The following is a 22,741-nucleotide window of genomic DNA, read 5'->3' as shown; positions in this document are numbered from 1 at the left end:
AGTGACTGATCGCCTTCGCGGGGAACTCGTCGCCTGCAACGCGCCGACGACCGTCGAGACGCAACACGGCGAGCGACGGCTGGCGGAACTCCGCGTGCGACCGACCGACGACACGCCGACCGATGGCGACGACGCCGTCGACGTAACGCTGTGGGGCAAGTGGGCCGACACGGCCGAAGAAGCAGAAACTGGAATGGATCTGCTCCTCACCGATCCCGAAACGAGCGAGTATCAGGGACGGACGACCTACAGCACCGGCGGCGACTCCTACGTCGTCCTCGAACCCGATTTCATCGTCGACGTGACCTCGATCCGGTCGTGGGTGCAGTGCCCGCGGATGTACTACCTCAACAAACTGTCCGCGATTCCGCTGAACTATCCCGTTATCAAAGGGACCATCGTCCACGAAGTCTTCGGCGACTTGCTCCGTGGCCGCGACCTCGATACTGCCGTCGCTGACCGCGTCGAAGAGGCCGGGCTCGAACTCGGCGTGCTCGGCCGCAACGTGGCTGAGGTCGAAGGCGAGGTCAAACAGAACGCCGCCGCCATCGAGGGGTGGCTCCAGCAGGGGACCCTCACAGAAGAAGACAACTGGCGATCGGAGTACACGCTCATCAGCCCGACCTTTGGCCTGAAGGGACGGGCCGACGCGCTTCGCCGCGGGATGCCGGTCGAACTCAAGACCGGGAAAAACACGACCCGCGAACCCAGATTTCAGGACAAGATTCAGGCCGCCTGCTACGCGCTGATGCTGGAGGAACGCGGGATCGACGCCGACACCGGGACGCTACTCTATACGAAAAATACGACGCTTGAGCGGACCGAGGAGAGCGGTGACCTCTCACCAGCCAAGGAGTTCTCGGTCGGGAAGGGGCTGCTCGATTTCGTCGTCCGCAGCCGCAACGAGTTGGCAGCGATGGAGGCCCGCGGCGAGGTGCCGACCGGCTACGAGGCCGACGCGAAATGCGAGTACTGCTTCGAACAGGACACCTGCATGGTCGTCTCCGGGCGGCTCGATCAGGAGTCGAAAGCCGGACAGATCGGGACGGCGGTGCCCGAGGAGGAACAGGACTATTTCGAGCGATTTTACTACGCTATCGAGGCCGAACGCCGGGCCGTCCACGCCGAGTACCGCAAACTCTGGGAGCAGGATGCCCAAGAGCGAGCCGACGACGATCGCGCGCTGATCGATCTCGAACCGCTGGGCCGCGAGGAGATCGACGGCAACCGCTGGGAACTTCGAGCGCGGAAACCGCCCGAATCAGTATCGAAACTCCGCGAGAGTGACGTCGCTCTCGCCAGCGACGGCGACCCAGTTTCGGGGCATGCCGAACTCTGTCGAATCACCCAACTCGACGAGGAGATCGTCGTCACGGCCGACGAGCCGGTCGAGTTGCGTCGGCTCGACGTGTATCCTTCCGAACTCTCGGTCGACCGGATGTTGACCGCGCTGCACGATACGGTGCTGAAGGGCAGCGACGACCGCAAGGACATCTTGTTCAGTCGCCGTGATCCCGAATTTAGCGACGGCGAGGAGACGTTCATCGACAACAACGAGGGGCAAAATCAGGCGGTCAACCTCGCGGTCAACGCCAAGGACTGCGCGCTGATCCATGGCCCGCCCGGGACCGGAAAAACGTACACCATCGCCCGGCTGATCCGCGCGCTCGTCGCCCGCGGGGATCGGGTGTTGCTGACGGCGTTTACGAATCGCGCGGTCGACAACGCACTGGAAGCCCTCCGCGAGCAGGGCTTCGAGGATATCCAGCGCGTCGGGACGACGACCGGCATCCGCGAGGACATGCTCGACGTGCGTCTTGAGAAGTCCGGCGACCCCGAGGAACTGGCCGGCGCGCTCCACAACGCGCCCGTAGTGGCGGCGACGACCGCGAGCTGTGGCTCTCGGGTGATGCGCGAACAGGAGTTCGACGTGGCGGTCGTCGATGAGGCCAGCCAGCTCACCGAGCCGGACGCTCTGGCCGCGCTCAATCGCGCCGAGCGGTTCGTGCTCGTCGGCGACCACGAGCAGCTGCCGCCGGTCGTGCAGGCGGCCGAGCCCGGTGGTGAGAGTGGCGCGGGCGAGGGTGGCGTCGCCGACAAGCCAGAGTCCGAGAGCCCGCTTGCGACCTCGCTGTTCGAGCGGCTGATTGAGGCCTATCCCGAGGCGAGCGTGATGCTCACCCGGCAGTACCGCATGTGCCAGCGGATTCAGGCCTTCTCGTCGGCGGAGTTCTACGACGGCGCGTTGCGCCCGGCGACCGGTGCGGTGGCCGGCCAGTCGCTCGCTGATATCGCCGATACCGCGTCGCTGCCGGGCGAGTTGCGGGATGCGGTGTCCTTTATCGACCCTGGCGGCGAGCGCGTTGGCAACACGAACCCGACGGAAGCCGATCGGGTCGCCGAAATCGTCGAATCGTATCTCGTTGCGGGTGTCGATCCCGAGGATATCGGTGTCATCGCGCCGTTCCGGGCGCAGGTCGCCGAGATCAGCCGTCGGGTCGGCGTGACCGTCGACACCGTCGATCGGTTTCAGGGCTCAAGTAAGGAGGTCATCATCGTCTCCTTTGTCGCCACCGGCGGGTTGGATGGGCCGCTGTTCGAGGACTACCGCCGGATCAACGTCGCGCTCACGCGAGCGAAGAAGGCCCTCGTGTTGGTCGGTGATCGGGCCGCGCTGTCGAGCGAGCCCTTCTACGAGCGATTGCTTGACTGGGCGGATCGGTAGGGCCGCGTTGGCAACGAAGTTCGGGGTCGCAGTTTTTCCGTGCTGACAACCCCTGTGATCCTGTGATATTGTTGGTGTGTTGATAAAAGCGGTGCCATACCCCGGTAGGACCCGCTGATTTGGCATCTATCTGACCGATATATATTAGTTCTAGTATTGGTATATATTCACACAGTGAGCGAATACACCCCGAAGCTGCGTGATAAACTCTACACGCTATCTAATCAAGGGGAGTACGAACCGATCGTGTCGTGCCTTCTCGAACACCCGAGTTCGAACGCCCGGTACGGAGCCGCTGGTGTGTTATCCGAGTCGCCGTCGTTTTTGCAGCACGCGTCGGCTGAGACGACATCGCTTCTCATTGACGCTGTGCTGAACGAGCCGGATGACAAAGTTCGAGCGCGCGTGCTCGACGTGCTGTTGGATATCGAGGGCGAAGCCGTCTTGGACAATATCGTCACCCGGTTGGAGTTGAACCCGGATCTCGCGCCGCCTGACACGTCGTTCCCGTTCGTACTCGATACGTGGAGTTCGAAACCGCATGCCGAACTTCGGCATTTGGCTGTTGTCGGCTTCGGTCGGTTGGACACCGCCAGTTCCAGAGAGAAGTTGTTGATGCGAATCGACGAGGAGACGGATATCGATGTGCTCCGGCGGGCGATCGAAGAGGGAGGCGAGGTCGGTGACATCCACTTCGTTTCGCCCATTCAGCAGTATCTCCGTGCGGATGCGTTTTCCTCGAACCAGTATATCGCGTCCAAAATCAACCGCGTCCAGGCGGCCGCTGCCGAGGCGTTGGTCAAAATCGGCACTGACGGTGCCTACGAGGCGTTGGTGTCGGCGACGCGGAGTAACGACCCGCATCTCAAACACGCCGCGATCGATCAGATCGCCAAATTCGGCTCGAACGAAACGCTCGATCGGGTGATCGATGAGTTGGATTCCCCCGAGAGCGAGGAGGTGCGGAAGACGGCTGCGACGGGCATCCTGACGACGTTTGTGTCGTCCGATTTCGAGCAGTCGCATGAGGTCCGCGAGCAGGCGATCGAGGCGATCAGCGAAGACGTGTCGGTCGATGTGTCGGGTGATTTCGCCGCGGTGATGGAGGACTCCAACAACACCGCCGAAAAACGGAACGCGGCATGGCTGTTGGGCCAGATCGACGACGAAAGCGAGGTGGCTGCCGAGACGCTGGCATCGACGGTGGTCGATAGCGACGATGATCTGCTCGCCATTATCGCGGCGGCGACGCTGTCGAATCACGATCCGGAACTCGTCTCGGAGTGTATCGCGGCGATTCGGGATGCCGTCGATGACGACTCGAAAGCGAAGGAGTTGGTGTCGTTTGTCGAATCGGATGTCGCAAACGACGTGCAGGAGTTAGATTGAGTTAGTCTGTAGTTTTTGTGTCGCCACCGATGGGATGGCCTATTTGATGATTACTGTTTGTCTCGATTTTAGTCATCCGTCTTGAGAGAAATCATTAAGCTCGCTTTCACTACCGCCACCGCCACGGTTCCTAGCATGAGATTCGATATCCAACAATTCGGACATGTGTTCGGGCCGGAACTCAAGCTCGCGTTTAGAAATCCGGTCGCCGGCTCCCACCTCATCGATGAATTCAAATGCAGATTCAACGCGACCGGGCTCTAGACTGCGGTAATTGAAGTGACGACGGAGCTGACTAATATCGACCTTGACTGGCTCGGCGACGGCTCGTTGTCCCCAAATGGTGCAGATGCTGACTGCGACCGATTCGATCTCTAATCCGTCAGTCATCGTAACCATGACTTGCGGCGTTTCGGCCATTTTAATACCGTAATCCAGCCAAGAGGTCAGTTCTTCAGAATCGAACTCACCGGAAAGTAATCGTAATCGCCGGCCATCCACCCGTCCCAGGACCGGACACGCCGCTTCCAGTTGTTCCAGTTTGTCACGGCAGTCCGGCCAGTCGTTACGGCACTGTCTGATGTAGTCGCTATCGATACCATCGTAGTAGATCAGTGGCTCAACGGCATAGACATCGTCATCGAATCCGAACCGCTCCTGAACATTTATTTTCTTCATGTACTCCTCAGCAGCGTCGATTGATACACTGGCCAGTCGCTCGGCCTGTTCGATGTCTCCCGGATTGATATTGTCTCCCTGCTTAACTTCAGCTAATATGAGTGTTTCATTGTCGAATAACGAGAAATCCGGTTTGATCGCCGTTTCGGTGAAACGGTTATCTATCGTAGGAAAATAATTCGTTAGCCGATACCCACGTTCTGAAAAGCCGTGATAGCTACTTCGGGATCGATAGGCGGAGAGGAAGGCATTGTATGCGTCAAGCTCTCCCTTCTGCCGATCCCATGAACGCCCGCTACTCATTCAGGCTTCACCCGCATTTCCTTCTTCCGCAGTGAGTAGGTGGAATCAAATTCATCCAGTATTGTGCGACAGAAGCTTCGTAAACTGAGTGCCGTCGTGGTTTCACGGGCATGGAGAACCAATTCGGTTCCCTCGATACCCAGCTCGAATACTTCTTGATGTTCCTTGTCGTATATGAATACTGTATCTTCACCCCACCTGCCGATCTGATAGCGATTCTTGGAGAATACTTCCTCCCGTAACTCCTCAACTAACTCTGGGGCCTCATCACGCTCGGGATCGTATAACTCAATACTCGTGAATTCGTCAACTACAAATCCTGGCTCCAGAAGCCGCCATTCAGTATCTGCATTCACTTGGAAGCACTCTGTATCTCTGGCTACGAACTGCTTGGATGTCCCCAACAGAGTATCGGCTGCTTTTCCCTCTGAACCGTGCCGCACACTTTCGACTTTGAGGAGTCCATCATTCGAACCAGAACCCTGAATCGCGGTCGCAGGACTGTTCGATTGATTGAATTCGATTCGAGTCGGTGTGGCGGAAAATGTATTCTCGGCCTTAGCTAGATCATTTTTCTCTGCGCCGTGGAACTGGAGGGTTGCATCTCGTTGTTTGTGTTCTGAGTGATACTCCGCGGTGAAGCCGGCAATCTCAGAATCGACGATATCCCGGATAGAATTCTCAAGATCTGTTGAAGACAAATATACGCGTTCTAGCTGCGGGAGGTATTTGATGACCTTCTCGATGGTATCCTCCAGCCAATCTTTCAGTTCGGTCGTCAAGAACCAGTATGCGTCTCCTCTATCGATGACGATTGCTTCATCAGTCCTTTCGTATCGTGGATATTGAACTCTGAGAAGAGTTGTGTCCTCACTGAGTTCCACCTCTTCGATGACGACACTCTTGAAGAAGTCCTTGGCTGCCTTCTTGGACTGATCATTGTCTATTACATCCATGCCCACGTCGTCAAATTCTCCTTGAATATCTTCCGAGGAATCGACGATATACAGCTTCAGATCTCTTGATTTACCTCCTCTCGTCTCTTTTTCATCCATTTCGTCGCCACTCTTTGTCACATCGTCAAGCAGTTTGAGAACGATCTCACGATGTTCGAGCCCTTGAATATCACTTGGTTCAATTTTCATGTTCGATTTGGGCTAGGGCCCCACTCCCTCTCTTGATTTAGCTCAATCGTCAAGTGATGTATATCTTTGCCTGGAAAACGACGTTAGAGTGTTATTTCCACAAAAAGAGAACCCAAGCTACCGCTCTGCGACTGTAATCTCATACGGCAACTCCGGATGCTCATACGTCCCCGGTGTCGCGTCGCTATCGACAACGCTCACACTAATCGGCTCGCTGTCGGCCACCTTCTCGGTCGGATACCACTCGCTGCCAGCGGGCAGCACGACGAACCGCGCCTCGCGGTCGCCGACCCACGCGAACGACTCGCTCGGCGAGCCCCACGCCGACAGCCCGACGGCCGATTCGAGCCACTCGACGAGTGCCAGCACGTCGGGAGCCGGCAGCCCGACTTCGGTCACCCCGGCTATCGCCGCCGCGCCCGGGGTCGCCTCGCCTGCGTCGGCATCGTAACAGAGGCATTCGAGCACGTTGCCCGCGCCGTCGGCGAAATAGACGGCGTCGGCATCGAGAAAGTCGAATCGCCGGGATTGGGCACCCTCGACCGGGTGGATCGTCGCCCGCTCGGCGAGCCACGCGGTCAGGGCGTCGATATCAGCGAGCGAGCGCACGGCGAGATGCTGCGGTGCCGCCTCGGCTGCTGGCTGGAAGTCGAGCGTCGTCGCGCCGAGTTCGACGCTGGCGGTTCCGGTCTCGACGCCGAGCGTGCGGCCGTACCAGTCGCTCAGTGCATCGGGGTCAGTCGCCGGGATCGACACACGCTCGAACCGCATTCACTCGGTGTTCGCTCGGCAGCCGCTTGTACGTACTGCTGTCCCTCTTTCGGCCATGTTCAGATGTGGAATTAGAAAGCCCTCGACGCGCTCGACTCCCGCGGCTCGCTGCGCTCCTCACTCGCTCCGCTCGTTGCGGTGCTTGCGTCGCCGGGGTTCGTCGAGTGCGTCTCGCCCTTTCAGTCCGCCAGGGCGGCGGCTGCTCAGTCAGTTTCGACGGGCTCGGTGGTCGACGGCGATTCCTCATCAATCGATTCCAGCACGCGCTCGTGGAACTCCTGGAGGACCGCGCTTTCGTCCTCGGCGAGCACCACGTCGCTGGCCATCAGCGTCGCCAGCCCGAACGCACGCGGGCTCGGCGAATCGACCTCGTGTGCAACGATCTCGATCTCGTCGCGGTTGATTCGCTCTAACACCTCCCGAATCCCACTCACGTTGAGTTTGTCCTCCATAATCTCCCGATAGGTCTCCTCGATCACGGCGAAGGAGTCGAGATCCTGCGCAAAGGAGAGCAGCATCTCGNNNGAGACCTGCTGTTGGGCCGCNGANTTCTCGTGGCCTTTGTACCGCTTGAGGATCATCAGCGACCGGGTCGCGTTGATGCGGAAATACCGCTGTAAGAGGTCGGTGCCATCGAGGGCGGCCCGCAGGTCGGTGGTCACGTCGCCTGGCTCAAGCTCGCTGATGATACCCGCGATGTCGACCTTGCGGTTGAGCGGCATCTGCACCGAAAACCCGTTGTCGGCGACGGCGACCTGCACGTTGGCGGTCGCCTGCTGGGCGCAGTGGTAGGCCACCAGCCGCGAGAGGCCGTCGTTGAACTGCCGGCCGTAGTTGGAGTGGACGTAGAACCGCCGCTGGTACTCAGCCCGATCCAACTCCTCCTCGATCACGATCCGGTCGGGCGTGCTGACGGCGTCGCCCCCGAGATACTGGATCTGTTCGGCGAACAGCCGACTGATCGCGCGGACGGCGTTTTCGTCAATCGGGAACTCCCGCAGCCACTCTCGACAGCCGGCGACGCCGCCGGACTCGAATCGCTCACAGAGGTCGCCCTGAAACGCGACGATCTCGCGGCCGAGATCGTAGGACAGCGGCAACCGCTCGGAGAACCAGGAGGGGACGGTCGGCCGCGCGCTCGTCGGTTCAACGTAGACTTTCGACCCGCGGCGGTAGCTGTACTCGTAGTTCGAGCCGCCGAGGACGAACACGTCGCCCGGTTCGAGCGTGTCGAGATAGTTCTCGTCGAGGCTGCCGACCCACTCGTCGCCCTGGCGGGTGAGCACGTCGCAGCTGAACGAGTCGGGAATCGTCCCGATGTTGGTCATGTAGATCACCCGCGCTAGGCGGCCGCGCTTGCCGATCAGCGACTCGCCGACGGGGAACTCGTCGTAGTGGTACTCGCCGTCCGGCGGATCGTTGGTGTCCCGCCAGATTTTCGCGTACACGTCCTTCGATTCGAGGCCGGCGTAGTCGGCCGTGAGATACCGCATCAATCGCTCCCACTCGGTGTCGTCGAAGTTTCGGTAGGGATACGCTCGCCGCAGGATCGACTTTATTTCGGCCTCGGGCCGCACCGCGTTGATCGCCATGCCGTAGACGTGTTGGGAGGCAACGTCTGCCGCGTTGTCGGGAANNAACACNCGGTCGACGAACCCTTNNTCGGCNTTNCGNAGCATCACCGCACACTCGACGAGNTCGTCGCGGTCGAGNGCGANCACCCGGCCNNNNACNGTNTCNCCGAGTNGNTGGCCNGCNCGGCCGACCCGCTGGAGCAGCGCGGCGACNGANTTCGGCGAGCCGACCTGNANGACNANNTCGANNTGNGGCATGTCGATCCCGAGTTCGAGACTCGTCGAGGTCGTCACCACGTCGAGATCGCCCTCTTTCAGCCCGGTTTCGATATCTTTGCGCCGATCCTTCGAGAGGCTGCCGTGGTGACACCCCGAGTTCGTGTCGTCGTATTCGTCGGGAAACCGCTCCCGGAGGGTCTGGAGGACGCGCTCGGCTCCCGACCGCGTGTTGGTAAAGACGAGCGTCTGGTCGTTGTCGCCGACGAGTTCCGACAGCCGGTCGTAAAATCGACCCTGGACGATCTCCCTAGGCGTGTTGATCAGGTCGTCTGTCGGACACTCCAACTGGATGTCGAACTCGCGGACGAACCGGCTGTCGACGAGTTCGTACTCGCGTGGCTCGCCCCCCGGCTCCTCGCGGCCGACGAGAAATTCGCCCACCGTCGACAGTGGTTCCACCGTCGCCGAACAGCCAATGCGTGTCGGTGAGGTTTCGGCCATCGCTTCCAGCCGTTCCAGCGAAACCGACAGATGGGTGCCGCGTTTGTTCTCCGCGAGGNNGTGAATCTCGTCGACGANGACGTACTCGACNGTNTCGAGNTTNNNCNTGAANTTNGGGNNGTTGAGCAGNATNGCNAGNGTCTCCGGCGTCGTGTTGAGGATGTGCGGCGTCGTCTCCAGCATGGCCTGCCGATCGCTACTGCTGGTGTCGCCGTGGCGGATCGAATGCCGGATGTCGGTCTCGACGCCGTCGTCAGCGAGGCGGTCGGCGATGCCCTCAAGCGGGACGGTGAGATTCCGGTGGATGTCGTTAGCGAGCGACTTCAGCGGCGAGATGTAGAGACAGTACACCGAGTTATCGAGGCCGTCCTCGTTGGCCTGCTCGCGGGCGAAGAGTTCGTTGATGATCGCCGCAAACGAGGCGAGCGTCTTGCCGGAGCCGGTCGGCGCACAGATCAGGGCGTTTTGCTCGTCGTGGATATGCGGGATCGCGCCGCGCTGCGGCGGTGTGAAGAAGCCGCCGTTGCCGGCGACGTACTCGCCGAACTGGTCGATCCACCAGTCGGCGACTGCGGGTTCGAGTAAGGAGAGCACGTCCTCGTCAGCAATGTCGACCGTTTCGGGATCGAAGTCGTAGTCGGCGTCGCGTTCGAGCAGCCGATCCCGTCCGGATCGCGCCATTGATGCTACGACTTGTTCGTGCGCCCGTAAGTCGGTTGTGGGGTGATACTGAGTGAGATTGAAACGAGTAGTCGAAGCAGCGAACAGCAGGTAGAAAGCCCTCGGCACGCTCGGCTCCCGGGGCTCGTTGCGGTGCTTGCGTCGTCCGGATTCGCCGAGCGTGCCTCGCCCTTTCAGTCCGCCAGGAATTCGGTGGGTTGGCCTGCGACTCACCTGCTTGCCTGTTCGTATTTGCGCACCACCGCGTCAGGTGTCGCAACCGCTTTCCACGCCGACCCGTACACGCCGAGTATGGAGGTCACGTTCCTCGGGACGGGCAGCGCGATGCCGACTGGCGACCGCATGCAGACCGGACTCCTCCTGACTCACGAGGACCGCCGGCTGTTGGTCGACTGCGGCAGCGGCGTCCTCCACCGGCTTGCGTCGACTGACGCCGGCTACGAGGGCGTGAGTACCGTTCTGCTGACGCATCTCCATCTTGATCACGTCGCTGACCTACTGCCGCTGCTCAAAGCGCGGTGGCTCGCCGGCGAGGAACACTTGGAAGTCGTTGGCCCCGTTGGCACCAAAGCACTGCTCGACGGATTGATCGCGGTGCATGGCTACCTCGACGGCCGTGTCGACCTCCAAGTCCGAGAGATCGTCGCCGGCGAGGATCTCACCGTTGCCGGATTCGGTGTCGAGAGCCGCGAGACACGGCACTCGATCGATGGGCTGGCCTACAGGTTCGCTGTCGACGCCGACAGCGACGCGACGTTCGCGTTTTCGGGTGACACCGAGGCATTCGAGGGCATGGCGCGGTTCGTCGCGGGCTGCCGCGTCGTCGCTCACGACTGTTCGTTCCCCGACTCGGTCGATGTCGACGGCCACCCGACGCCGAGCGAACTCGGCGCAGCCTTCGCCGACAGCGACGTCGAACATCTCTACCTGACGCATCTCTATCCGCACACCGAGGGCAACCACGAGGAGATGTGTGCGACCGTCGGCGAGTCTTTCGATGGCGAGGTCCACGTCGCCCGCGACGGGCTTCGCGTTACGATTTCCTGATTTTGCGGCACGACCGTCTGCATCAGTTTTCGTCTAAAAGCCGCTAAACCGTTGTATAACTGGGTTATTATAGGGTTGTATTCGTCAATTATATAGGTCCCGGTCGGCTCTCCTCTTCTGAACCGAATGTCTCGACGACACGACGCTCGACTCGACTCTCTGGAGGGCGCATAGCATGGTTTCGACCAGTCTCGGCCTCGGGCTGACGGTGGCGACGCTGGCGGTCTTCACCGTCGCAGGGTTATTGTACTCCCGCGGGCGCGTCGGCAGCGTCGAGGACCTGCTGACCGCACGAAACTCCACGGGCACGGGAATGACGACCGCGACGCTGATCGCCTCGACGATGGGCGCGTGGATCCTGTTTAGCCCCGCGGAAGCGGGCGCGGCTTTCGGTGGAATTACGGCGGTCATGGGGTACGCTATCGGGAGTGCCATCCCGCTGTTGCTCTTTATTCCGGTCGGCAAGCGAATCCGGGAGTTGATGCCGACGGGCCATTCGTTGACGGAGTTCGTTCTCGTCCGGTTCGGCCCCGCGATGTATGTCTTCGTCCTCATCGTCTCCGTCTTCTACATGTTCATCTTCCTCGCTGCCGAGATGACCGCGATCACCGGCGGGCTGGAACTGATCGCCGGCATCCCGCCGTGGCAGACGGCGACCGTCATCGGCGGCTTCGTCCTGTTCTACACGGCCTACGGCGGCCTGGTCGCCAGCATCTTCACCGACACGATCCAGACGCTGGTGATCCTCCCGCTTTTGGCGGTCGGCTTCGCCGCGGCGGTCGTCTCCCTCGGCGGCACGGGCGAACTCTACCGCACGGCGATGGCGACCGATCCGTCGCTGCTCGATCCGGGCTACTTGCCCGGCCTCAAATTCGGCCTCTATGTCGTCTTCGCTATTCTCGGAGCCAACTTCCTGAATCAGGGGATGTGGCAGCGGGTGTATGCGGCCGACAGCGAGGCGACACTGGGCCGGGCCTTCGGCGTCGCCAGCCTCACCGTGATTCCGATGGTGTTGCTGTCGGGGCTGTTCGGCATCGCCGCTGCCGGCCTCGGGCTCAGTTCCGCGGACACCGCCGGCATCTCGTTTTTCCTCGTCGTCACCGAGGCACTGCCGGACGCGATTGCCTTCGCCGTCGTCCTGCTGGCCGTGTTGCTGGTGATGAGTTCGGCGGATACGATGCTGAACGCGATTTCGAGCCTCGTGACCGTTGATCTCGCCCGGCTCGTCAATGTCGATGACGACCGGTCGCTCCGCCTCACAGGTCGCGGACTCACCGCCGCGGTCGCCGTCGGCGCGGTGATCATCGGTGCCCAGGGGTACAGCGTGCTGCAGTTGTTCCTGACGGCGGACCTCTTCGCGGCGGCGGTGTTCGTCCCGCTGATCTGGGGGTTGTACTCCCGACAGCTCACACAGAGCGGCGCGCTGGCGGCGAGTTTCGCCGGCCTCGTCGTCGGCATCGCCTACTTCCCGATGCTCCGTGGGTTGGTGGCGACGATCCCCGGTATCGCTGGCGTGCTCCCTGAACCGGCCTTCCTGCCGGCGTTCCTCGGCGCGACCGCCGTCTCGGCGGCCGTGACCGCTGGTGCCGCCGCGGTCGGCGGCGACGCCTTCGCCTTCGAGTCGCTGACGACGGAGATCCGCTCGTTCGATGCTCCCGCAACTGAGGCATCGACTGACGACGCCGCAGCGGCCTCGGAGGTGTCGGACTGATGGCCGGCAGTTTGGCGTTCGCCGGCATCGTCTGGGGCTCGGTCGCCGCCGTTTTGGTTGCCTTCGGCTACATCGGCTGGCTGCTCGTGAGCGTTCGCCGGTAGCAAGCGGTCTTCCTCCCTGTTGTTCGTCGGAACTGATTGATATTCAGCTGTTTCACCCACGAAATTTTCGAGGATTTGGTGGATGACGGTGTTATACCACCGCCATTTTGTAGCAAAAACTGCACAATTCGAAATTGGAACTAGTTAACAAAATCCGTATTGTATCCGGTTTCGAAACGGTATATAAATTATTTACTACATAATTGTTAATGTGCTTTAGTGTTTCATTGGAGCACAGCGGATCCGTGTGACGTGGTTACAGGCTGGTGGGTTCCGGGCAGCCACCGGCCGCACGGTCCCCGTGGTACTACAACCAATGTCTGAACACGAACCCAACCTCTCGCGCCGTACTGTACTGACGACGACCAGTGCTGCCGCAGTCGCTGGGCTTGCTGGCTGTAGCGGTGGCGGCGGTGGCAGCGGTGGCGACGATGGCGGTGACGGTGGTAGCGGCGGTAACGAACTCGAACTGCTCCACGCGTGGTCGTCCGGCGACGGCAACGCGGCGATCGCGGCCCTGATCGAGGGGTTCCAGGAGGAAAACCCCGATGTCGAGTTCGCCGAGGAACCCGTGAACGGCGCGGCCCGCAGCAATCTCGATCAGGTCGTCCTGAACAAACTGCAGGCAAACGACCCGCCGAGTACGTTCCAGACGTGGCCGGGCAAAACCCTCGAAAAGTTCGACGGTGCCTACGAGGACATCGAGGGCGACGTGTGGGACGAGGACCTCAAGGAGAACTACCTCGCCGGCCCACAGGAGCAGGCCCAGTACAACGGCAATTACGTAACTGTCCCGCTCAACATCCACCGGATCAACAACCTGTTTTACAACACGGCCGTCCTCGACGAGGCCGGCGTCGACCCCGCCAGCCTCTCGTCGGCAAGCGATGTCGTCGACGCCTGCGCGACCATCGCCGAGAACACTGACGCCGTCCCCTTCGCCCAGCAGACCAGCGGCGCGTGGTCGACCGTCCAGCTCTGGGAGACGATCCTGCTCGGACAGGCCGGCATCGACGGCTACGAGGCGTTCATCAACGGCGACGGCGACGTTGCACAGGTCGAAAGCGCGCTCCAGTCCGTTGCGGACCTCCGTGAGTACTATCCGAGTGACTCCTCATCGATCAGTTTCACCGAAGCCAACACCATGGTGATGGACGGCGATGCCGCGTTCATCCATCAGGGTGACTGGGCCGCAGGTGCCTACAGCAACGCGGACGACTTCAACTACGGTGAGGATTGGGGGCAGGTCACCTACCCCGGCACGAGCGGGAACTACCTGCTCAACATGGACTCCTTCCCCTACATGGCGAACAATCCCTCGCCGGAAGCGACCCGGAAGTTCCTTAGCTACTGTGGCAGCGCGGAAGGCCAAGTCCTGTTCAACGCCGAGAAGGGGTCGATCCCGCCGCGGAGCGACGCCGATGTCTCCGCACTCAACGACTTCCAGCAGGACCAGTTCGAGGACTTCAACGACGCCGACAATCAGCCGCCATCGATCCAACACGGGCTGGCTGTCTCGCCCGGCGTCTCCACTAACATCAGCAGCGCGTTCAGTGCCTTCCTCGAAAGCTACAACGTCTCCGGCACCGCCGAATCGCTGATCAACGCGTTCAACTGATCGGGATTTCCCCATTCCCGCATTATGCGAAACCCATTTACTGTACTCAGACGACGCCTCTCCGAGCACCGTGAGGTCCGTACCGACGGCGGCACCGCCTCACAGGCCGGCTCGATCCTCGACCGCGACTCGGTGCGGTCGGCCCCGTTTTGGCTCCCGCCGTTCCTGCTCGTCGGCCTGTTCATCTACGGGGCGATCCTCTGGAACATCGTCCTCTCGCTGACGGATTTTCAGGGGCTGGGAAGTCCGAACTACAGCGCGCTCGACTTCGAGAACTACGTCATCGCGTTCTTCGGTGGGACGCCCTCGTGGTCGTCGTTGACCGTCGACCCCATCTGGAACGCGGCGTGGAACACCGTCGTCCTGATGGTGTCGTTCTCGGTGGTCTGTCTCGCCCTNGGACTNNTNNTGGCNATNCTCGTCGACCNGGAGNTNCGNTTCGAGAACACGTTCCGAACCATCTACCTGCTGCCGATGAGCCTCTCTTTCGTCGTCACGGCGAAGTTCTGGCTNTNCATGTACAACNNNGANACNGGNCTCGTCAACATCCTGCTCGGGGCCGTTGGCGTGGGCCCCGTCGAGATCGTCCAGAACCCGGATCTGAAGTTNGCNGNNGTCGCNTTCGCGNTNNTNTGGCAGTTCAGCGGCTACGCGATGATCGTNTATCTNGCCGNGNTGCGCGNNATCCCGNCNAGNCACTTCGAGGCNGCNCGCGTCGACGGCGCNNNNACGCTNCGGATGTACTGGCGGNTCATCATCCCNCANCTCNGGACNGCCACNGTGAGCGCGCTCGTCGTNNTNACNGTNTTCNCGCTGAAGGCNTTCGACTTCCTCTTCTCGATGTACGGCGGCTATCAGCCGGGACCGTCGGCCGACATCCTCGCCACGCGNATGGTGNGNGANGCNTACNNCAACNNNAACTGGGCGTNCGGCTCGGCGATCGCGGTGTTACTGTTCATCATGGCACTCGCCATCGTCACACCGTACATCTACACGCAGTACAAACGGGGTGAACTATGAGCACCGACACGGGCCGCGCCGGCGAGCGGTCGCTGTTCGGCCACTCGTGGCGACGGATCGTCCTCTACACGATTCTCGTCGGGATGGGCGCGTTCTACCTCATCCCCATCGAGACTGGGTTGATGACCTCGATCATCAGTCCCGAGACCTACACCGGGAACTTCCCGTACCTCCCGCCGCTGGAGCCGCTGATTCAGGGCACCGGGCAGTTCTCGCTGGAGCCGTGGCAGGGTGCCTTCGACGGCCTCGGCCAAGGGTTGGTCAACAGTATCATCCTCGTCGTGCCAGCGACGATCCTCTCGGGGCTCGGCGGTAGCATGGCTGCCTTCGGGCTGACNANNNTCGACTGGCGCGGCCANGTCGGNNTCTACNNNCTNTTCNTCGCGGGGATNTTNATCCCGTANCAGGCNGTNCTCGTGCCGCTGACGCAGTTCTGGTACAACGTNGTCCCGCTGCGGGAACTGTTCGAGCCGCTGGCGGCGTTGCCGCTGGTGGAGGCGTATCACTGGAAGCTGCTCGCATTGATCATCACCCACACGGCCTANGGGNTNCCGATCTGNACGCTNCTGTTCCGCGCNCANTANAAGAAGCTCCCCGGCGAGATGATCGAGGCAGCGCGGCTCGACGGCGCGTCGGTGTCGACGATCTACCGGCGCATCGTGCTCCCGCTTTCGGTGCCGATGTTCGCCGTCGTCTTCATCTATCAGTTCACACAGGTGTGGAACGACCTGCTGTTCGCGTTGACCATCATNCAGTTCGGNGANGCGNCGGTCGTCACNCAGGANCTNGTCGGCATCGGCGTCTCNCAGTCNGGGACGAACTTNCCGCTGCGGATGGCTGCCGCGCTGCTGGCGGCGTTGCCGACGCTGCTGGTGTACGTCTTCTTCGGCGACAAGTTCGCCAAGGGGGTCGCTGCATAGCATGTTGATCGATTCGACAGGAGGAACTCACCAATGGCAGACCTAACACTCGACGACGTAACGAAGGTATTCACCGAAGACGACGGCAACGAGATCACCGCGGTTGACGAGGTCTCGGTCGACATCGAGGACGGCGAGTTCCTCGTGTTGGTCGGCCCCTCCGGCTGCGGGAAATCGACGACCCTGCGGATGATCGCCGGCTTAGAGACGATCACCAGCGGCGAGATCCGCCTGGCCGGCCAGCGCATCAACGAGAAGCCACCCGCAGAGCGGGACATCGCTATGGTGTTTCAGTCCTACGCGCTGTACCCGCATATGACCGTCCGGCAGAACATGAGCTTCGGCCTCGAAGAATCGACCGACATGAGCGACGACGACATCGAGGAGACGGTCGAGGACACGGCCGAACTCATGGAGATCGAAGAACTGCTGGACCGCAAGCCAAGCGATCTCTCCGGCGGTCANCAGCAGCGCGTCGCNCTNGGCCGNGCCATCGTNCGNGNNCCCGAGGCGTTCCTGATGGACGAGCCGCTGTCGAACCTCGACGCGAAGCTCCGGGCGACGATGCGAACCGAGCTCCAGCGGCTCCAAAACGAGCTCGGCGTCACCACTGTCTACGTCACCCACGACCAGACCGAGGCGATGACGATGGGTGATCGCATCGCGGTGCTCAACGGTGGGGTACTCCAGCAGGTCGGCACGCCGCTGGAGTGTTACCACACGCCGAACAANCNNTTCGTCGCCGGCTTCATCGGCGANCCGTCGATGAACTTCTTCGAGATGAACGTCGATGAAAAGTCGCTGACGGCTGATCGCTTCGAGTACCCGCTCAAACCGGCCCAGCGGGAGGCCGTCGCCGGCGAGTCCAGCGTCGTCTTCGGCATCCGGCCGGAGGATATCGAGGTCGACGAGCCGACCGACATCGACCGCCGATACGAGTATCAGGTCGTCGTCGACGTGGTCGAACCCCGCGGCGACGAGAACACGGTTCACCTCACGTTCGACCGCGACGTGGCCGACCCGATCACGTTCACCGCGACCGTCAGCGGCCTGCGACAGGTCGAGGCCGGCGACGAAGTCACGGCGGTCTTCCCGCCGGAGTCGATCCACCTCTTCGATGTCGACTCCGGGGTTGCACTCCACAATCGGTCGTTCGATCCGGAGGAAATCACCGAGCCGGTTCCCTGACCGGTCCGTTGCTGCCAACCTATTCTAACAGCCCGAGATCCTCGGCGACGAGATCCTGTAGTTGCGATTTGAGCGCGGGGTCAACGGTGGCGTGTTCCTCGCCGTCGTGTCGCGTCTCGTTGTGCCGATTGAGCTGTGTTTCGAGATCCGACAGTGGCACCGTCGTTTCGGTGCCACACGCCTCGCAGATGATCGGGATTTCCGGATCGTCGCTCGTGTCAGTCATACCCCGATGTTGACGGCTGACAGTAAAATCGATCCGGTTTCGGCAGCTCCGTTTGCATCCCCAGCGTGAGCGTTCAGCTCGATATCGTCTGGCCGCAGGACGGACACTCGGGGGTGTCCTCGGTATCGACAGGCTTGACGGCGATCTCACAGTGATGACACCACCACCGCTCAGTGTCGCTTTCGTCGGGCGTGTTGAATGTCATAGGGTGTTGTACCACCGCTGGGGGCTTGAGTGGTTGTGGAATACGCCGGGAGCCTCGGATAGTCAGCCGAAACAGCTACCATGCTCTGCATACAATGTATTCCTATGAGCACGTCAATCCGTATCACTGAAGAAACGAAACGGAAGCTTGAGGCGGTGAAACGAGACGACGAAACGTTTGATGAATTATTAGACCGGCTTGCGGTGACGCGAACACCGGACGATGTTGTGGCGATGGCTGGCTTTGCTGACGAAGGAATTGAAGAGCATATGGATGAGACGCACACCGATCTCTCCGAGTCGCTTGACGCGAACAGCCGCCGCTGACGATGTTATGTTTTGACAACAGCGTCGTGGCGAAGTTCGCACGGCCGGACCCGGATGAAAACGTTGTCTCGTATCTGCAGCGGAACGCCTCTCAGCCGTGGACGATTCCAGCCACCGTGCTGTTCGAGTATCTTCGGTACTACTCTTCACAATCGGCTGTCCAACAGCAACACCACGCGCTCACACAGCGGATACAGCGTGTCCTACCGCTGAATGGGACTGTCGCGGTTGAGGCTATTCATTTGGAACACGCGCTTGCTACTCAAGAAGTCACCCTCGATCTCGCTGATCTCCTCCATGCTGCTACCGCCCGCGAAAACAACGCAACGTTTGTGACGTGTGACGTGGCTGATTTCGACAACGCTCCGGTTCGTCAACTGCTCGATATTGATATTATCGAACCCGTTCAGCCCGATGAGTGACCGGTATTTTGTTCGGCCCATTCCCACCAGTTAGGCCTAATGAACGCCGCATGCGACACCGACACATCCCTCCCCGTATTCGTGACCCTTAAGTAACCAACAGCGTTTGGCTCAGTCGTAGTACTGCAGGGGCGTCGGGCCCCGAGTCCGTGACGGGCGACAATATGACCGAAAATCCGCGGGTTGCGGTAGCCAAGCATGGCCCAAGGCGCAGGGTTGCTAACTCTGTGGCGTCACTGCCTCCGGGGTTCGAATCCCCGCCGCAACGCTCGCAGCACAGATACTAGCTATGAGTGCAGAAGACACAGAAGACGGCTTGACGGAGGAGGAACAAGAGGACCTCCGCTACTTCGTCCGGATCGGCCAAACCGATCTCGACGGGACGAAGAGCGTCGAGCGCAGTCTCACAGACCTGAAGGGTATCGGCCAGCGCACGGCACGCATCGTGACCGACGCAGCCGATATCGACCGTACAGCGACCTTCGGCCTGCTTGAGGACGACGAGATCGACTCTATCGTCGATGTCGTCGAGAACCTCGATGACCACATTCCGGAGTGGATGGTCAACCGGCGACACGACTTCTTCACCGGTGAATCCAGCCACATCGTGGGCAACGAGGTCCAAGAGCAGCGTCGACAGGATATCAACCGCATGCAGATGATCGACTCCTACAAGGGCATTCGACACAAGCGNGGNCAGAAGGTCCGCGGNCAGCGNACNAAGTCCACCGGCCGNNCCGAGGGGACGATCGGTGTCAACGTCGAACGCATCAAAGAGGAGCAAGCCGAAGAAGCGGCAGCCGAAGAGGAAGACGCGGCTGCCGGGGATGACGACGAATGACGACCGGCCAAAACACCACCGGCTACGAGACGCCGAACCACCCCTACCAGGGTGAACGGATCGCCGAAGAGAGCGGGCTGCTCGGACGCTACGGCCTGAAGAACAAAGAGGAACTCTGGCGCGCCCAGTCGGAACTCCGATCGATCCGACGGGAGGCCCGACGCCTCATCGGTGAGGCACAGGGTGACACCGAGGCCGCTGCCGACGCCGGCAGCGAGTTCCTCGCCAAACTCCGCCGCTACGGGATCCTCGGCGACAACGACACCATCACCGACGTGTTGTCGCTCGAAGTGACCGACATCCTCGAACGGCGACTCCAGACGGTTGTCTACCGTGATGGACTGGCCAGCACGCCACAGCAGGCCCGGCAGTTCATCTCTCACGGTCACATCACCGTCAACGGCGCGCGGGCGACGACGCCCTCACGCACCGTCGAGGTCGCCGAGGAGTCGGCGATCAGCTACGACGAGACCAGTCCGCTAGCCGATGACCTGCATCCAGCACGGGCGGAGGCCCAGGAGTAACCAATGAGCGAATCACAAGACGACAAGTGGGGCATCGCCCACGTGTTCTCCTCGTTCAACAACACGCTGATCACGATCACCGACCAGACTGGCGCGGAAACCCTCGCCAAGTCCTCCGGTGGGACNGTNGTNAANCAGAACNGNGACGANGCNTCNCCGTACGCNGCCATGCAGATGGCCGAAGNCGTCGCCGAGNAGNNNAAGGCNGCNGGCATCNNGGGNNTGCACGTCCGCGTNCGCGGTCCCGGCGGGAACCTCAACAAATCCCCCGGCCCCGGCGCNCAGGCGACGATCCGCGCGCTCGCNCGNGCCGGNNTCGAGATCGGNCGNATCGANGACGTGACNCCGATCCCACACGACGGGACACGCGCGCCGAAAAACAAGCGACTCTAGTATGACAGGCCAATTCGACGTCCAGTTCATCGAACGCGACGACCGTGCCGCCCGATTCGTCGTTCGGGGGCTTACGCCAGCGTTAGCCAACGGCATCCGCCGGGCGATGATCGCTGACGTGCCGACGTTCTCCATCGACTCCGTGCGCTTCGTCGAGAACACGTCGGTCATGTTCGACGAGGTGATCGCCCTGCGATTGGGGCTGGTCCCGTTGACAACGCCGCTGGACGACTTCGAGATCGGCGACACCGTCACCGTCGCCCTCGACGTCGAAGGGCCGGCAACCGCCTACTCGGGCGATATCGAGTCCAGCGACGAGCTGGTCCAGCCGGCCGACGAGAACATCCCGATCATCGAACTCAAAGAGGGCCATCGCCTCGAATTCGAGGCTGATGCCGTGCTTGAGACCGGCAAGGAACACGCCAAACAGCAAGGTGGCGTGGCTGTCGGCTTCCGCCACCTGCAGTCGGTCACCGTCGGCGACGACATCGGCGAGTTCGACGAGCAGGAGCCGGAGATCCTGCGTGGGGCGATCGAAACCGAGGACGGCGACGTTGTCCTCACCAAGGAGTTCGATCACGACCTCACGAACAAGTATCCCGGCAAGGAGCTGACCGTCGAGGACGTGCCCGGAGCCTACGTGTTCCATGTCGAGACGGACGGCTCCTTCGATGTCGAGGAACTGGTGCTTCGCGCCGCCGAATCGCTCGGTGCCCGCGCGGACGAACTACACGACGCCGTAACCGCATAACACTGCACGACCGCACATGACGACCACCTCGATCCACATGACCGCTCGCCCGACCGGCACAGCACTCGCGACGCCGGCCGTTGAGCGTCGCCGCTGCTCGATGACTGAGCGCGGTTGGATCGAAACAGGTAAGCCGTGGTGTGCGGTACCTCGGAGTGCGTGCAGGGATAGCCAAGTCTGGCCAACGGCGCAGCGTTCAGGGCGCTGTCCCATAGGGGTCCGCAGGTTCAAATCCTGCTCCCTGCACTCCGTTTTCTACCAGGAGCAAACTTATGAGCAGTAAGACGAATCCGAGACTTCAGAGTCTCATCGCCGAGCTACAGACGGTCGCTGGCGAGTCAGACGCCGGTGTCTGGCGCGACATCGCCGACCGTCTCGCAAAGCCACGGCGCACCCACGCAGAGGTTAATCTGGGACGCATCGAACGGTACGCCCGCGAGGACGAGACCGTTGTTGTGCCCGGGAAGGTTCTGGGTAGTGGTGTGCTCGAAACAGACGTCACCGTCGCCGCCGTCGACTTCTCGTCGACCGCCCGCACGAAGATCGGGCAGGTCGGCGACGCCGTGACACTCGAAGAAGCCCTCGAAAACAATCCCGAGGGCAGTAACGTCCGGGTGATTCGATGAGCGCTGCAGAGTTCGAAGTCGACGTCGTTGTCGACGCCAGAGACTGCATCCTCGGTCGCGTCGCCAGCGAGGTCGCCCAGAAGGCCCTCGACGGCCAGCGCGTCGCCGTCGTCAACGCCGAGAACGCCGTCATCACCGGCAATCCGGAGTCGACGATGGAGACCTACCGCAAACGCGCGAACCTCGGCTCCGACAGCGGGCCGTACTACCCGAAACGACCGGACCGCATGTTCAAGCGGTCGATCCGCGGCATGCTGCCGTACAAGGAAACCCACGGGCGGGAAGCCTTCGAGAACGTTCGCGTCTACGTCGGCAACCCGTACGACGAGGACGGCGAGGTGCTTGAGGGCACCTCGCTGGATCGGCTCTCGAATATCAAGTTCATCTCGCTTGGCGAGATCTCCGAGAAACTGGGGGCAAACGTTACATGGTAACCAACACATCAGGTAAAAAGAAGACGGCAATCGCCCGCGCAACCGTGCGCGACGGCGAGGGCCGTGTCCGTATCAACTCCCAGCCGGTCGAGCTGGTCGANCCNGANCNGGCGNANCTNAAGATGCTNGAACCGTTCCGCATCGCCGNCGANGANCTCNGNGACNGCGTCGACATCGACGTGNCCGTCNACGGCGGCGGCTNCNNCGGCCANGCNGACGCNGTCCGNACNGCNGTTGCCCGNGGGCTCGTCCANCACNNCAACGANGCCGANCTNCGCGANGCNTNCNNNGNGTTCGACCGCTCGCTGCTGGTCAACGACGTGCGCCAGTCCGAACCGAAGAAGTGGGGCGGCCCCGGCGCACGGGCCCGCTACCAGAAATCCTACCGCTGAGGTGNTC

General features: G+C 61.4%; 21 protein-coding genes, 2 tRNA genes and 2 pseudogenes. 19 read left to right on the top strand and 6 right to left on the bottom strand.

Annotated features, from left to right (window positions below; translation table 11 throughout):
• The first annotated feature begins 1 nt into the window (after window position 1).
• Window positions 2–2,725 (top strand): AAA domain-containing protein, encoded by a 2,724-nt coding sequence (locus EGH24_RS10925; RefSeq protein ID WP_142980170.1) that lies wholly within the window; start codon window positions 2–4, stop codon window positions 2,723–2,725.
• Window positions 2,726–2,899: 174 nt separating this feature from the next.
• A complete protein-coding gene (locus EGH24_RS10920; protein WP_142980169.1) occupies window positions 2,900–4,114 on the top strand; it encodes a HEAT repeat domain-containing protein in 1,215 nt (404 codons plus the stop codon).
• A gap of 72 nt (window positions 4,115–4,186) precedes the next feature.
• Here the strand turns inward: EGH24_RS10920 and EGH24_RS10915 are convergent, their stop codons facing one another.
• The 4 genes and pseudogenes from EGH24_RS10915 to EGH24_RS10900 form a co-directional block, all read right to left on the bottom strand.
• Window positions 4,187–5,095 (bottom strand): hypothetical protein, encoded by a 909-nt coding sequence (locus EGH24_RS10915; RefSeq protein WP_142980168.1) that lies wholly within the window; start codon window positions 5,093–5,095, stop codon window positions 4,187–4,189.
• Entirely contained in the window at window positions 5,092–6,240 is a 1,149-nt protein-coding gene (locus EGH24_RS10910; RefSeq protein WP_142980167.1) for a hypothetical protein, read from the bottom strand. The genes EGH24_RS10915 and EGH24_RS10910 overlap by 4 nt, the downstream gene beginning before the upstream one ends.
• A gap of 117 nt (window positions 6,241–6,357) precedes the next feature.
• On the bottom strand, window positions 6,358–7,011 hold the full coding sequence (locus EGH24_RS10905) for a VOC family protein (RefSeq protein ID WP_142980166.1): 654 nt from the start codon (window positions 7,009–7,011) through the stop codon (window positions 6,358–6,360).
• 203 nt (window positions 7,012–7,214) lie between these two features.
• A pseudogene (locus tag EGH24_RS10900) lies at window positions 7,215–9,986 on the bottom strand (ATP-dependent helicase).
• A gap of 291 nt (window positions 9,987–10,277) precedes the next feature.
• Between EGH24_RS10900 and EGH24_RS10895 the strand changes: the two are divergent.
• From EGH24_RS10895 to EGH24_RS10870, 6 genes are all read left to right on the top strand, one after another.
• Entirely contained in the window at window positions 10,278–11,033 is a 756-nt protein-coding gene (locus EGH24_RS10895) for an MBL fold metallo-hydrolase (protein WP_142980165.1), read from the top strand.
• 175 nt (window positions 11,034–11,208) lie between these two features.
• The gene (locus EGH24_RS10890) at window positions 11,209–12,744 is read left to right on the top strand and encodes a sodium:solute symporter family transporter (protein WP_142980164.1); all 1,536 of its coding nucleotides are present in this window, start codon (window positions 11,209–11,211) and stop codon (window positions 12,742–12,744) included.
• 420 nt (window positions 12,745–13,164) lie between these two features.
• Window positions 13,165–14,466 (top strand): ABC transporter substrate-binding protein, encoded by a 1,302-nt coding sequence (locus tag EGH24_RS10885; protein ID WP_142980163.1) that lies wholly within the window; start codon window positions 13,165–13,167, stop codon window positions 14,464–14,466.
• 24 nt (window positions 14,467–14,490) lie between these two features.
• The gene (locus EGH24_RS10880; protein ID WP_142980162.1) at window positions 14,491–15,486 is read left to right on the top strand and encodes a carbohydrate ABC transporter permease; all 996 of its coding nucleotides are present in this window, start codon (window positions 14,491–14,493) and stop codon (window positions 15,484–15,486) included.
• Window positions 15,483–16,406, top strand: coding sequence for a carbohydrate ABC transporter permease (locus EGH24_RS10875; RefSeq protein WP_142980161.1), 924 nt, complete (start codon window positions 15,483–15,485; stop codon window positions 16,404–16,406). The genes EGH24_RS10880 and EGH24_RS10875 overlap by 4 nt, the downstream gene beginning before the upstream one ends.
• A 33-nt stretch (window positions 16,407–16,439) precedes the next feature.
• Window positions 16,440–17,594 carry an ABC transporter ATP-binding protein gene (locus EGH24_RS10870; RefSeq protein ID WP_142980160.1) on the top strand — a complete coding sequence of 385 codons (1,155 nt, stop codon included), beginning with the start codon at window positions 16,440–16,442 and terminating at the stop codon, window positions 17,592–17,594.
• A gap of 19 nt (window positions 17,595–17,613) precedes the next feature.
• On the opposite strand, the gene EGH24_RS10865 is transcribed toward EGH24_RS10870, so the two are convergent.
• Both EGH24_RS10865 and EGH24_RS15785 read right to left on the bottom strand, forming a co-directional pair.
• A complete protein-coding gene (locus EGH24_RS10865) occupies window positions 17,614–17,820 on the bottom strand; it encodes a hypothetical protein (protein ID WP_142980159.1) in 207 nt (68 codons plus the stop codon).
• 73 nt (window positions 17,821–17,893) lie between these two features.
• Window positions 17,894–18,025: a hypothetical protein gene (locus EGH24_RS15785; RefSeq protein WP_281284938.1), complete on the bottom strand. Its 132-nt coding sequence runs from the start codon at window positions 18,023–18,025 to the stop codon at window positions 17,894–17,896.
• 104 nt (window positions 18,026–18,129) lie between these two features.
• Between EGH24_RS15785 and EGH24_RS10860 the strand changes: the two genes are divergently transcribed.
• From EGH24_RS10860 to EGH24_RS10810, 11 genes and pseudogenes are all read left to right on the top strand, one after another.
• Window positions 18,130–18,351, top strand: coding sequence for a DUF7557 family protein (locus EGH24_RS10860; protein ID WP_142980158.1), 222 nt, complete (start codon window positions 18,130–18,132; stop codon window positions 18,349–18,351).
• Between the two features lie 2 nt (window positions 18,352–18,353).
• Complete coding sequence (locus tag EGH24_RS10855) at window positions 18,354–18,773, top strand: type II toxin-antitoxin system VapC family toxin (RefSeq protein WP_142980157.1); 420 nt, start codon at window positions 18,354–18,356, stop codon at window positions 18,771–18,773.
• A gap of 182 nt (window positions 18,774–18,955) precedes the next feature.
• Window positions 18,956–19,041: transfer RNA gene (locus tag EGH24_RS10850), tRNA-Ser, on the top strand.
• Window positions 19,042–19,062: 21 nt separating this feature from the next.
• Window positions 19,063–19,614 (top strand): 30S ribosomal protein S13, encoded by a 552-nt coding sequence (locus tag EGH24_RS10845; RefSeq protein WP_142980156.1) that lies wholly within the window; start codon window positions 19,063–19,065, stop codon window positions 19,612–19,614.
• On the top strand, window positions 19,611–20,138 hold the full coding sequence (locus EGH24_RS10840; RefSeq protein WP_142980155.1) for a 30S ribosomal protein S4: 528 nt from the start codon (window positions 19,611–19,613) through the stop codon (window positions 20,136–20,138). The genes EGH24_RS10845 and EGH24_RS10840 overlap by 4 nt, the downstream gene beginning before the upstream one ends.
• A gap of 3 nt (window positions 20,139–20,141) precedes the next feature.
• Window positions 20,142–20,531, top strand: a complete 390-nt coding sequence (locus tag EGH24_RS10835) for a 30S ribosomal protein S11 (RefSeq protein WP_142980154.1) — start codon at window positions 20,142–20,144, stop codon at window positions 20,529–20,531.
• Window position 20,532: 1 nt separating this feature from the next.
• Window positions 20,533–21,282: a DNA-directed RNA polymerase subunit D gene (locus tag EGH24_RS10830; RefSeq protein WP_142980153.1), complete on the top strand. Its 750-nt coding sequence runs from the start codon at window positions 20,533–20,535 to the stop codon at window positions 21,280–21,282.
• Between the two features lie 161 nt (window positions 21,283–21,443).
• Window positions 21,444–21,528 (top strand) — tRNA-Leu (locus EGH24_RS10825).
• Between the two features lie 26 nt (window positions 21,529–21,554).
• Entirely contained in the window at window positions 21,555–21,908 is a 354-nt protein-coding gene (locus tag EGH24_RS10820; RefSeq protein ID WP_142980152.1) for a 50S ribosomal protein L18e, read from the top strand.
• Window positions 21,905–22,342 (top strand): 50S ribosomal protein L13, encoded by a 438-nt coding sequence (locus EGH24_RS10815; protein WP_142980151.1) that lies wholly within the window; start codon window positions 21,905–21,907, stop codon window positions 22,340–22,342. Before EGH24_RS10820 ends, EGH24_RS10815 begins: the two co-directional genes overlap by 4 nt.
• Window positions 22,336–22,734: pseudogene (locus EGH24_RS10810) on the top strand (30S ribosomal protein S9). Before EGH24_RS10815 ends, EGH24_RS10810 begins: the two are co-directional and overlap by 7 nt.
• Window positions 22,735–22,741 lie beyond the last annotated feature (7 nt).

The sequence above is a fragment of the Halonotius terrestris genome, from assembly GCF_006861665.1.
GTDB classification, from domain to species: Archaea; Halobacteriota; Halobacteria; order Halobacteriales; family Haloferacaceae; genus Halonotius; species Halonotius terrestris.
Note: the sequence above shows the minus strand (reverse complement) of the source record. Positions and strands in the feature narration are given on the sequence as shown.